This window comes from Streptomyces sp. FH025, assembly GCF_017427025.1.
Classification (GTDB): domain Bacteria; phylum Actinomycetota; class Actinomycetes; order Streptomycetales; family Streptomycetaceae; genus Kitasatospora.
In genome coordinates this window covers 1-11,548 of record NZ_JAFLNG010000199.1, presented here as the reverse complement: position 1 = coordinate 11,548, position 11,548 = coordinate 1, and the positions used below count along the sequence as shown (strand labels likewise).

Genomic DNA, 11,548 nt, shown 5'->3' with positions numbered 1-11,548 from the left:
CCCGGCGGCCTGCGGCGCCTGTACGGCCCGGAGGCCGAGGCCGACCCCGCGGGCCTGAACGAGAAGCTTCGCGCCGAGTACGGCGAGGTCGCCCCGGTGCTGCTGCACGGCGACCACCCGGCCTGGCTGATCCTCGGCCACGACGCCAACATCACCGCGATGCGCACCCCCTCGCTGTTCTCCCGCGACTCCCGGCTGTGGAGCGCCTTCCGCGACGGCGAGGTCCCGGCGAACTCCCCGCTGCTGCCCGTGCTCGCCTGGCAGCCCATCTGCGTGTTCGCCGACGGCGAGGAGCACCGCCGGCTGCGCGGCGCCCTGCTGGACGGCCTGAACGGCTTCGACCAGCGCGGCATCCGCCGCCACGTCCGCCGCTTCACCACCGACCTGGTCCAGGTGGTCGGGCCGACCGGCCGGGCCGAGCTGATCACCCAGTTCGCCGAGCACCTGCCGATGCTGGTGATGACCAAGCTGATCGGCATGCCCGATGAGTACGGTCCTCAACTGGTCGACGCCGCACGGGACCTGATGAAGGGCACCGAGACGGCGATCGCCAGCAACGAGTACGTGGTGGCCGGTCTGCGCCGTACCATCGCGATCAAGCACGACCACCCCGACGACGACCTGACCAGCCGTCTGCTGGCCCACCCGGCCGGGCTGACGGACGACGAGGTGATGGAGCACCTGCGGGTGGTGCTGCTCACCGCCAACGAGACGACCGTCAACCTGATCGCCGACTCGCTCAAGATGGTGCTCACCGACCCGCGCTTCCGAGCCCACCTGTCCGGCGGCCAGATGACCCTGGGCGAGGCGCTGGACCAGGTGCTCTGGGACGCCCCGCCGATGTCCCTGGTGGCCGGGCGCTGGGCGACCGCCGACACCGAGCTCGGCGGGCAGCAGATCCGGGCCGGGGACCTCCTGTTGCTCGGGATCGCGGCGGGCAACGTCGACCCGGTGGTCCGGCCGGACCTGGCCGCCCCGCTGCACGGCAACCGCTCGCACCTGTCCTTCGGCGCCGGGCCGCACGAGTGCCCGGGGCAGGACATCGGACGGCACGTCGCCGAGGCCGGGATCGACATCCTGCTCACCCTGCTGCCGGACGTCCGACTGGCCGTCCCCGAGGAGGAGTTGACCTGGACCTCGTCCTGGATCTCGCGCCATCTGACGGCGCTGCCGGTGGAGTTCACCCCGCAGGAGATCGAGCCGGACCCGGAGTCGGTGGCGGAGGCCGAGCGGGCGGCGGAGGAGAGGGAGCGGGCCGCCCTGGCGGCGGCCGACGGCCTGCCGGAGCAGGCCGAGACGCCCGAGACGCCCGTGGCGGTCACGGCCGACGCCTCGGGCCAGGCCGCCCCGCTCGTGCCGGCCCAGCGACGCAGCTGGTGGGACGCGCTGACCGCCCTCTTCCGGCGCTGAGCGATGGCCCGGGGCGGTCCTTCCACCCGCCCCGGGCCGTCGCCGCGCCCTACCCGTCGGCGCGGCGGCGGTACAGGGTGAAGGCGTCCACCGGGGTGAGGTCCCCGTGCGGGCCGTCGAAGGTGTAGTAGGTGACCCGCATCGTGGTAGTTCCGCCGCGCCGGTCGCCGGGGTCGACCTCGAAGGCGGCGAAGCCGTGGGTGTGTTCGCGGTCCTGGAGGGCGGCCCAGGGGGCGTCCTCGGTGACCCAGACCGACTCCCGGTAGGGCGCGCCCGGGGCGGGCTTGTCCTCCAGGCGGACGACCACCCGGCCCTGGGGGCGTTCGAACAGGTCGTCCTGGGTGGTGGCGGCGTTGCCGCCGGTGCCGATGACCATGTGCACGGTGCCCCGCCCGGTGTCGGCCAGGTGCAGGTCGGTGCCGGTGGGCACCGGGGTGCGGGTGTCGTTGGGCAGGGTGCCGCGGACGGGGTGGGAGCGCTCGTAGTAGTGCTCGTGGCCGCTGAGCACGAGGTCGACCCCGTAGGAGTCGAACAGCGGGCCCCAGGCCTCGCGCACGCCGAGGTCGCTGCCGGCGCCGTGCTTGGAGCTGGAGATCATCGGGTGGTGCATGCAGACCACGATCCAGTCGATCGACCGGTTGCCCCGGGCGGCCCGTAACTCGCGTTCCAGCCAGCGCCGTTGAGCTCCTCCGGAGGAACCGCGCAGATAGTTGTCGGCGGAGTTCTGGATCGCCACGTCGTCGTTGGCGAGGCTGATGAAGCGCACCGAGCCGACCGTGAAGGCGTACCACAGGCCCCGGGTCTCCTCGTCCCGGTCGGCGGACGACCCGGGGAGACTGAAGTAGGTCTGGTAGCCGAGGGTGCCGAGCGGGCCGTTGCCCTTCTCGATGTCGCCGTTGCCGACGCAGGGCATCCAGGGGCGCAGCCGGGCCGAGCGGCTGTTGTTGATGAACCAGTCCGCCCAGGTGGCGGTGCGGCTCTGACCGCGCCGGCCGCCGTAGGAGGCGTAGCAGAGGTCGCCGTTGACCAGGTTGAACAGCGGGCCGACGCGTTCGACGGCGGCGACGATGTCGGCGGCGTACGGGGTACCGACCTGGCTGCTCATGAACACGGGGTACTTGCCGAGCGGCGAGGGCATGCCGTCGGGGAAGGTGAGGCGGCGGCGGAGGTTGGGGGTGGCCTGGTCGCCGAAGCTGGTGAAGGTGAAGGGGGTGCGGCCGCGCGGGGCGGTGGTGAAGCTGCCCGACTCGGGGTTCGCGCCGTCGTGGCCGGCGGCGTAGAGGTAGGTGGTCGCGGGGCGCAGTCCGGTGAGCCGGGCGTGGTGGACGTACACCTCGCCCTGGTCCAGGGCGTCGCGGTAGGTACGGGTCTCGGCGTCGACGACCCGGCCGAGGCCGCCGTTCGGCGAGCCGAGCCGGACCTGCGGGCGGCGGACGGACTGCGGGGTGATCCAGGAGACGGTCATCTCGGCGCTGGGGTCGGTGCCGAACTGGAGGTGCAGGCCGCTCACGGCGGGGGCGCCGATCCGGTGCGGGGTGGCCTGTAGCAGGGGGCTTGCGGGCGGCTCGGCGGCCTCCGCCGGCTGGACGTCCGCCGGTTGGGCGGCGGCGGGTTGGGCGGCGGCGCCCGTGGCCAGGGCGGCTCCGGCCGCTGAGGTGCCCTTGAGGATGGACCTGCGTGCGATCATCATGCTGCTCCGTCGGTCGAGTGGGGGTTCGACCCGCAGCACTGTATCGCCATGCACGCGTCAAGACGATCGTTCGGACGTGATCGGACATGACCGGGCGCGATCGGACGTGATGCCCGGGCGTCCGGGCCCGGATCTGGATCTGGATCTGGATCTGGATCTGGACCCGGGCGCCCGGCACCGTCACGGCTTGCGGCCCACGCCCCCGTACACCGAGACCTCGCCGTCGGGCCGGCCTTGGCCCTCCCCGAGCTCCGGATGCCAACGGTTGATCAGGACCACGCCCGGCTCGTCCAGTTCCAGCCCGACGAAGAAGCGCTCCACCTCGGCCCGCGAGCGCGCGTGGAGCTCGATCCCGGCGTCCGCGTAGCTCCGGGCACCGTCGGCGGCGCCCTCGGGCGCGTGGTCGGAGGTGCCGGCCGTCAGCGCCAGGAAGCTGCCCGGGGGCAGGGCGTCCACCAGCTTGCTGACGGGCGGGTGCGCGGCCTCGTCGGAGAGGAAGTGCACGATGTTGATCAGCGTCAGGGCGATCGGCGCGTTCAGGTCCAGGGTGGCGGCCACCGCCGGGTCGGACAGGAACCGCTCCGGCTCGCGCAGGTCGCCCTCGACGTAGGCGGTGCGGCCCTCGGGGGCGCTGCTGAGCAGCGCGCGCGAGTGGGCGAGCACGATCGGGTCGTTGTCGACGTACACCACCCGGCAGGCCGGGTCGACCGCCTGGACGATCTCGTGCAGGTTGGGCGCGGTGGGAATCCCGGTGCCGACGTCCAGGAACTGCCGCACGCCGTGCTCCTCGGCGAGCCGGCGGACCATCCGGTGCATCACCGAACGGGCCGCGCGGGCGCCGGCGCGGGCGCCGGGTACGTGGCCGAGCAGTCGGTCGCCGACCTCGCGGTCCGCCGGGAAGTTGGTCTTCCCGCCGAGCAGGTAGTCGTAGATCCGGGCGGAGTGGGCCCGGTCGGTCCGCAGGTCCACCTGCGGCGGCCGGTCGAACCCGGCCTCGGTCAACCAGCTGTCCGGTCCGTTGCTGTCCACGGCCCGCCCCTCCCCGTTCGGCGTTGTCCGGACCAACTCAACCACACGGATTGATCGTCCGTCAGACGGTTCCCGGTGTCCGCCGGGCGCCCGCCTCCGCCTCCCGGACGGCGGCGGCGAACGAGGGCACCCGCATGGCCGTCAGCAGGGCGAGCGCCGGGCCCACGGTGCAGACCGTGACGTAGACCGGGATGACGCCGAGCGCGCCGTGGCTCTCCAGCCACTCGGCGAGCAGCGGGAAGGTACCGCCGAACGCGGCGATGGTGGCGGCGTTGACCACGCCGAGGCCCACGGCCCGCACCTCGGTCGGGAACAGCAGGCCGGTGAAGACGTTGAGCGTGCCGAGCACCGTCGCCACCAGCATCCCCAGCAGCACGGCCACCGCCTGGAATGGCAGCCAGCCCTCGCGCAGCCCGGCGAGCAGCACCCCGACCAGCGGGACCGGCAGTCCGAGGCCGAGCCGGGCGACCGGCAGCAGGCCGAAGCGGTCGGCCGCCGCGCCGGTGAGCAGCATGGTGACCAGCACCACGGCGAGCACCACGGTCATGAAGGAGGCGGCCTGCTCCTTGTCGATCACGTGGTAGGCGGCGGCGTACTGCGGCAGGTAGACCAGGGCGAAGTAGTAACCGATGGTGGCGCCGAGGGTGTTGAGGAAGACGGTGAGCACCGCCCAGCGGTGCTGCCGGAGCATCGGCAGGAACGGCGCGCGTCCACCCTCGGGCACCCGGGCCCGGGCGCGGCGGAACTCGGCGCTCTCCGGCGCGGCCCGCCGCACCCACACCGCGCCCAGCCCGAGCAGTGCGGCGACCACGAAGCCCCAGCGCCAACCTCCGTTCTCCAGGCCGGACTTGCCGATGGTGTGGATCAGCGCGGTGAGCACGCCGAAGGAGAGCAGCGAGCCGAGGATGATCCCGCCGTAGGAGACCGAGCTGAACGCGAAGCGGTGCCGTGGCGGGGCGGTCTCGGTGACGTACGCGGCGACGCTGGGCGCCTCCCCTCCGAAGGCGAGCCCCTGCACCACCCGGGCGACGACCGCCAGCACCGCCGCCCAGGCGCCGATCGTCCGCTGCCCGGGCAGCGCCGCGATGCCCAGGCTCGCGGCGGCGATCACCGCCATCCCGAGGCTGAGCGCGAAGCGCCGCCCCCGGGTGTCGCTGAGCCGTCCGATCAGGTAGGAGCCGACCGGCCGGGCGACGAAGCCCACCGCGAAGGTGGCGTACGCGCCGAGCACCCCGCTGACGCCTCCCTTGCCGTGCCCGAAGAGGTCGGCGGCGAAGTACGGGGCGAGGACGGCGTAGATGTTCCAGTCGAAGGACTCGACCACCGATCCGACCGTTGCCGCGGCCAACTCCCGCCGTCGGCCCCCGGATTGCGACGCGTCACGGTCGGGGGCGACACCGATGCGATCTGTCATGGCCTCAGCATGACACCGTTCGACCTGCGGCGGGATCGGATCCGGGTTTCCCGCCGGGCCGGTCGCGGGCGAACTCCCCGCCCGACTCGGACGAGGCCCTCGGGGCAGCCGTGGAATACCAATGTGACTGGTGTGACTGTCTGGTGATATTTGTGTGCGGTGCATTCGATGATCACCCGGACCTCTCGGCGTGTCCTGCCCGCCGCCGTCTCCGCCGCCACCGCCGTCGCCCTGCTGGCCGGCTGCACCAGCGGCGGCGGCTCCAGCTCCGCCACCACCGCCGCGTCGGGCTCCGCCCCGGCCGCCGCCGCACCGACCGCCACCCCGACACCGACGCCGACGCCGACGCCGACGGTCAAGCCCACCGGCGCCAACGACCCTGCGCTCCAGGCCTTCTACGGCCAGCAGCTCGCCTGGGCTGCCTGCCCGCCCACCCCCGGCGACGGGAAGGCCGATACCTCGGCACTCCAGTGCGCGACCCTCAAGGTCCCGCTGGACTACACCGCCCCCGCCACCGGAACCCTGGACGTCGCGGTGGTCCGCAACCCCGCGAGCAAGACGGACCAGCGGATCGGCTCCCTGGTCCTCAACCCGGGCGGCCCGGGCGGCTCCGGCGTCGCGATGGTCAAGGGCGCGTCGACCCGCTTCGACGGCCCGCTGCACGACCGCTTCGACCTGGTCGGCTTCGACCCGCGCGGCGTCGCCGGCACCAGCCCGCTCAAGTGCCTCGACGACCAGGCCCGGGACGGCTGGCTCACCACCGACACCCCCGGCGCCGACCACGGCAAGCAGCTCGCCGACGCCTGCCAGGCCAAGTACGCCCAGGTGCTGCCCTTCGTCAGCACCCGCAACAGCGCCCGCGACATGGACGTCCTGCGCGCCGCCCTCGGCGACCAGAAGCTCAGCTACCTCGGCATGTCCTACGGCACCTACCTCGGCTCTCTCTACGCCGAGGAGTTCCCGGACCGGGTCGGCCGGCTCGTCCTGGACGGCGCCACCTCGGCCTCCATGTCCCTGGCCCAGCACAACATCGAGCAGTCGGCCGGCTTCGAGCGCGCGCTGAAGGCCTTCGCCGCCGACTGCGCCACCAAGAACCCGTGCTCGCTCGGCAAGGACCCCGACCAGGCCGCGCAGAAGCTCGCCGACTTCCTGGACGGTCTGAAGGACAAGCCGCTCAAGACCTCCTCGGGCCGCGTCCTCACCTCCACCGCCGCCTGGAACGGCGTGCTCGGCCGCCTCTACGGCGGTGAGAAGGCGTGGAGCAACCTGCGCAACTCCATCGGCTGGGCCATGGTCCGCGGTAAGGGCGACGACCTGCTGGACCTCGCCGACGACTACAACGGCCGCGACAAGAGCGGCCGTTACGACGACTCGGCCGACGCCTACACCGCCATCCACTGCGCCGACGGTGCCACCGACGCCCCGGCCGGCGACCAGCTCCAGGCCGCCCTCACCGACCTCGCCGCCAAGGCCCCGCTGGTCGGCAAGCACGACCCGATGGCCGCCCTGTTCGACCCGGACTGCCGCGTCTGGCCGTTCCGCTCCACCGAGAAGCCGCACGCCATCAAGTCCGCCGCGGCCACCCCGATCGTGGTCGTCGGCTCCACCGGCGACCCGGCCACCCCGTACGCCTGGGCCGAGAAGCTCGCCGGCGAACTCGGCAACGCCGTCCTGCTCACCCGCGAGGGCGAGGGCCACGTCGCGTACGACCGCAGCGCCTGTATCCGCACGGCGGTGAACTCCTACCTGGTGGACGGCGCCGTGCCCGCGGCCGGAACGCGCTGCCAGACGGACTGACAGACGCACCCACGCCGACGGCGAACCGCCCCCCGCGCGGGGGGCGGTTCGCCGTCAGTGGTCAGTGGCCGGGGTGGTGAACGAAGCGGTAGGTGTCGCGGTCGAGTTCGGTGACCTGGACCCCGAGGGCGGCCGGTGCGGTGATGCGGGTGCGGAGTGCGGCGAGGACGAGGGCGCTCAGTTCGGCGCGTTGGTCAGTGGTGCGGCCGGCCAGGATCTTGACCTCGACCAGCACCACCGCCTCGCCGGCCGTGCCATCGCCGACCACGTGGTGCGCGGCCGGGCGGAAGAGGGTCTTGCAGTCCGCCACGGTGGTGTCGATCACCTCGGTGATCGCCCGGTGCAGTTCGGCGGCGAGGCCGTCGCGGTCGAAGTCGAGTTCGGCCGAGTGGTCGACCAGGATCTGCGGCACGGGTTTCCTCCCCAGGACGTGTGCGGACGCCGCCGACCCTATCGCGGCCCCACCCGGCGGACCGGGGACGGCAGCGGGCCCCGGCCGTCGCGGCCGGGGCCCGGAAGTCGAAGTGCGGCTTCAGCAGCCGAAGTTGATCAGCCGGAAGGTCGCGTAGTGGTCGCCGGTGTAGTAGTCCTCGTGGTAGCGCTGACCGGTGACGATCCGGCGGGCGCCGCGGGTGGGCGAGCCGGGGGTCACCACGGTGTACTCGTGGTAGTAACCGGACCGCTGGGTCGGCAGCACGCGCTCCTTGTTCTGGAAGACGACGCCGTCCTGGCTGTACGGGAACGGCCCGCCGGAGGCGATCAGGTCGAGCGTGGTGTGGGCCTGGGCCGGCAGGGCGGACAGGCACACCGAGCCGCTCACCGCGGCCTGCGCCTCGGTGGCGACGGCGACGGGGGCGAGGGTGGCCAGGGCGAGGACGGCGGTGGCGGCGGCACGGGTCTTCCACGCGCGTAGAGTTCGGGTCATGCCAAACAGGATGGCGACCGCCCGGGCCTGCCGGAAGCCCCGTTCCGAGTCTTCATCTCCGGTCAACTCGCCGTATCCACAGGTGCCTTGAGCAGGTCAGCCGCGAGGCAGCACCAAGGACTGCACCGACGGGAGCCTGCGCCAGTCGCTCGACACGATGCTCGCGTGCGCCTTGGCCAACTGCTCGGTGCGGGCCCGCGCCTGCTCGGCGGTCGGGTCGGTGGCGCTGATCGCGGGCGCGACCAGGTGCGCGTCCGTCATCACCAGCAGGTAGTGCGAGCGGTCGTACCAGGCGGTGTCGATGGTGTTCACGTAGGTCGAGGCGTCGCCGTCGAAGACCACGAACCACGGGCGGATCCCGGCGTCCGCGCCCGCGTACCGGTCGCGCGGGTCCCCCTTCGCGGCGCCGAGCGCGGACGGGAACACCTGGGCGTCCCCGACCCGGCCGGCGGCGGCGAGGTCGCGCAGGTGCCGCCCGTACTCGACGTCGGTGTGCAGGGTGTCGAAGGGGTTGCTCAACTCGGCCGTGCCCGGGATCGCGTAGAGCAGCACCCGCCCGGCCAGCGCCGACCGGCTCGGCCAGTTGCCCGCCCGCACCGCCTCGTCGAGGCTCGCGTACGTGCCGCCGCCGGGCTTCGCCAGCACATCGGCCGGGCGCAGCACGGCGGAGCCGAGGTGGGCGGCGATCAGCGCGTCCAGCTCGGTCGGCCCCAGGTCGAAGTCGGCCGCGAAGCCGCCCTTCATCTCCAGCTTGACCACCAGCGGGCCGGCCCCCGGGTGGGCGCCGAGCCAGACCCGGATGTCGTCGAGGCAGTGCTCCAGGTTCTTGTTGGCGCCGCCGCCGTAGAGCTGGTCCGGGGTGCTCGCGGCGGTGCAGTTGTTGGAGTTGCCGAGCGGGTTGGTGTGGCTGACCTTCCACTCGCCGGTGATGACGTCGGTCCAGACGTCCAGCTCGATCATCCCGGTGCCGGTGTCCAACGCCTGGGCCAGGTACGGGTAGGCGGCCGGCTCGTAGGTGTTGTGCAGGCCGACGGTGGTGGCCGAGGAGAACGGCAGCTCGCCCGTCCCGTTCTCGGCGCCCGCCGGGGACGCGGAGGTCAGCACCGCCGCGGCGGCGAGCAGGCCGCCGGCCACCAGGCCGGCCAGAGTGCGGCGTACGGTCATCAGGACTACCCCCTGGGTCGGTCGGACAGGCCGCGTGTCCGGGCCGTCGCAGGAAGCATCGTGCACCGGTACGTGCTCCATGTGAAGAAGACACGACAAGCACATGACGGCTCGACATCTGGCCGCCACGCGATCGTGACGCGGTGTCACCCGTCTCGCCGCCACCTGTTCCGGGCGGCAGAAGGGCGGCCTCCCCCCGCACGTGGGGAGGCCGCCCGTGGGTGCGGGGCGGGGTCAGACCCGGTCGGCCGCGATCAGCACGTACTGGAAGGAGCCGTCCTTGTAGGAGTTGATGAACGCCTCCTCGATGCCGGTGACCAGCGAGGTGGTGGCGCGCAGCTCCCAGTAGGGCAGGGTGTCCGGGGTCAGGTCGATGACGGCCTGCGGCACCAGACGGTTGTCGGCCATCGCCCGCAGGTACTCGCGGCGGGAGTGGATGTTGCACTCGAAGTGCGCGTTGATCTGGGAGACCCACTTCGACGGCTGGCCGTAGCGAGGGTTCCAGCAGCCGGTGATGGTCACGTAGCGGCCGCCGACCGACAGCACCCGGGAGTGCTCGGCGAACAGGTCGTGCAGGTCGACGTACATGCTGGACTCGTTGTTCCACGAGCCGGCGACCGTACCGGTCTCGAACGGCATGTCGAGCATGTTGTGGACCCGGGAGCGGACGAACTCGCCGATGCCCAGCTCGGCGGCGCGCTTGTTGCCGAAGTCGGCCTGCTGGGTGGAGAGGGTCAGGCCCTCGACCCGGCAGCCGAAACGCTGGTGGGCCATCACCATCGAGCCGCCGCGGCCGCAGCCCGCGTCGACGAGGGTGTGGTCGGCGCGGATGTCGCCGAGGTGGCTGAGCAGCACGTCGGCCTGGGCGGACTCCAGGCGGTGCAGCTCGGCGACGACCTTCTTCTCGCGCTCGCTGTCGGCCGGGTCACCGATGGCCTCCCGGTCGATCTCACCGATGCCGTAGTGGTGGTGGTAGAGGCCGTCGACGTCGCCCAGACGGAGGTTGACCGGGCGTGCCTCGTGGTCCCAGTAGCGTGCGATGTCGCCCTGGTACGGAGTCGCCGGGCCGGGGATGGTGCCGCCGGAAGTGGTGAGGTCGTCGGTCAGGGACATGTCTCAACTCCATTATGGTCAAGGGTGGTTGTCGAAATCGAGTGGCCGCCGGGACGAGCGCCACCGGAGGTGGGCTACCAGAAGTCGGGCAGCGCGTAGCGGTGGGTGTTGGTCTGGTGCCAGTAGTGGTTGCCGTCGAGCCACGCGGCCACACCGCGCAGGAACCGTACGAGGGTCGGCACCGGGCAGGCCACGGCGAGCGCGGCCGCCTCGGCCTCGAAGGCGTGCATCAGCTCGTTGTGGACCTCGACCGCCTTGAGGTAGCCCTCCTTGCGCGACACGCCCTCGCGCTCGGAGATCACCACGGGCAGGTTCAGGTGCAGCCCGGGACTGGACAGCTCCTTGGTGTACGAGTACAGGTCGTTGACGATGGTGGTGGCGTTGCCGGCCAGGGCGATCACCCGCTGCATGGCGGGCAGCGCGTGCAGCTCGACGGGCAGCTCGTAGCCGCCGACGGTGTCCGTGATCGTCGGGCAGGGGCGGAAGTTGTTGAACTGGCGCATGGCCAGGTACTCCCACACCTCCGGGACGTGGTCGGTCTCGGCCCAGGCGGCCTCGGCCAGGTACCCCAGGTGCAACCGTGCCATGTCGTGCCGGAAGCGGTCCGACTGGGAGGGCGTGGAGGCGCGGCTGAAGTACTCCATCGCCGAGCGGTAGGCCCGGCGGGGCGCGTCCTCGGAGAGCGAGGCCTCCCAGGCCGGGTGGTACTCCGACGCGGTGTGCAGCGGGTCGAGCGCGGTGTGCGCGAGCAGCAGGCGGCTGCCCAGGCCGACCGGCGAGCCGCCGAGGTCCTCGCAGTAGCAGTCGTCCACCGCGTTCTCCGCGACCATCAGCCGGGCCGCGAGCATCAGGTGGTCGATGCTGGGCGCGTCGGGGTGGCAGGCCACCATGTAGCGCCCGGTGGAGAACCCGTCGAAGTCCTTCTCCCACTCCGGCGGGTAGAGCTCGACCTCGTCCATCGCCCAGGCCTTGATCTTCAGGCTGAGCGCCTCCACCCGGGCCGGGT

General features: G+C 72.4%; 10 protein-coding genes. 2 read left to right on the top strand and 8 right to left on the bottom strand.

What is annotated here, in order from left to right:
• Nucleotides 1–1,410 (top strand): cytochrome P450 (locus J0670_RS16400; RefSeq protein ID WP_207812321.1); only part of this gene is annotated, 1,410 nt, incomplete at its 5' end.
• 49 nt (nt 1,411–1,459) lie between these two features.
• On the opposite strand, the gene J0670_RS16395 is transcribed toward J0670_RS16400, so the two are convergent.
• From J0670_RS16395 to J0670_RS16385, 3 genes are all read right to left on the bottom strand, one after another.
• Nucleotides 1,460–3,100 (bottom strand): metallophosphoesterase family protein, encoded by a 1,641-nt coding sequence (locus J0670_RS16395; RefSeq protein ID WP_207812320.1) that lies wholly within the window; start codon nt 3,098–3,100, stop codon nt 1,460–1,462.
• A gap of 180 nt (nt 3,101–3,280) precedes the next feature.
• Nucleotides 3,281–4,129, bottom strand: a complete 849-nt coding sequence (locus J0670_RS16390; protein WP_307806545.1) for an SAM-dependent methyltransferase — start codon at nt 4,127–4,129, stop codon at nt 3,281–3,283.
• Between the two features lie 61 nt (nt 4,130–4,190).
• Entirely contained in the window at nt 4,191–5,543 is a 1,353-nt protein-coding gene (locus J0670_RS16385; protein ID WP_207812319.1) for an MFS transporter, read from the bottom strand.
• 168 nt (nt 5,544–5,711) lie between these two features.
• Between J0670_RS16385 and J0670_RS16380 the strand changes: the two genes are divergently transcribed.
• The gene (locus tag J0670_RS16380) at nt 5,712–7,340 is read left to right on the top strand and encodes an alpha/beta hydrolase (protein ID WP_207812318.1); all 1,629 of its coding nucleotides are present in this window, start codon (nt 5,712–5,714) and stop codon (nt 7,338–7,340) included.
• Nucleotides 7,341–7,401: 61 nt separating this feature from the next.
• On the opposite strand, the gene J0670_RS16375 is transcribed toward J0670_RS16380, so the two are convergent.
• The 5 genes from J0670_RS16375 to J0670_RS16355 all read right to left on the bottom strand — a co-directional run.
• Nucleotides 7,402–7,752, bottom strand: coding sequence for a 5-carboxymethyl-2-hydroxymuconate Delta-isomerase (locus tag J0670_RS16375; RefSeq protein ID WP_207812317.1), 351 nt, complete (start codon nt 7,750–7,752; stop codon nt 7,402–7,404).
• 120 nt (nt 7,753–7,872) lie between these two features.
• Nucleotides 7,873–8,265, bottom strand: a complete 393-nt coding sequence (locus J0670_RS16370) for a ribonuclease domain-containing protein (RefSeq protein WP_207812316.1) — start codon at nt 8,263–8,265, stop codon at nt 7,873–7,875.
• Nucleotides 8,266–8,361: 96 nt separating this feature from the next.
• Nucleotides 8,362–9,429: a phosphatidylinositol-specific phospholipase C domain-containing protein gene (locus J0670_RS16365; RefSeq protein WP_207812315.1), complete on the bottom strand. Its 1,068-nt coding sequence runs from the start codon at nt 9,427–9,429 to the stop codon at nt 8,362–8,364.
• Nucleotides 9,430–9,663: 234 nt separating this feature from the next.
• The gene (locus J0670_RS16360) at nt 9,664–10,542 is read right to left on the bottom strand and encodes a geranyl diphosphate 2-C-methyltransferase (protein ID WP_207812314.1); all 879 of its coding nucleotides are present in this window, start codon (nt 10,540–10,542) and stop codon (nt 9,664–9,666) included.
• 74 nt (nt 10,543–10,616) lie between these two features.
• On the bottom strand, nt 10,617–11,548 hold a 932-nt coding region (locus tag J0670_RS16355), incomplete at its 5' end, for a family 2 encapsulin nanocompartment cargo protein terpene cyclase (RefSeq protein ID WP_243437106.1).

What these genes read in the sequence shown, in the direction of transcription:
- J0670_RS16395 (WP_207812320.1), bottom strand. Translation starts at nt 3,100, where the DNA reads ATGATGATCGCACGCAGGTCCATCCTCAAGGGCACCTCAGCGGCCGGA.
- J0670_RS16385 (WP_207812319.1), bottom strand. Translation starts at nt 5,543, where the DNA reads ATGACAGATCGCATCGGTGTCGCCCCCGACCGTGACGCGTCGCAATCC.
- J0670_RS16380 (WP_207812318.1), top strand. Translation starts at nt 5,712, where the DNA reads ATGATCACCCGGACCTCTCGGCGTGTCCTGCCCGCCGCCGTCTCCGCC.
- J0670_RS16370 (WP_207812316.1), bottom strand. Translation starts at nt 8,265, where the DNA reads ATGACCCGAACTCTACGCGCGTGGAAGACCCGTGCCGCCGCCACCGCC.
- J0670_RS16365 (WP_207812315.1), bottom strand. Translation starts at nt 9,429, where the DNA reads ATGACCGTACGCCGCACTCTGGCCGGCCTGGTGGCCGGCGGCCTGCTC.
- J0670_RS16360 (WP_207812314.1), bottom strand. Translation starts at nt 10,542, where the DNA reads ATGTCCCTGACCGACGACCTCACCACTTCCGGCGGCACCATCCCCGGC.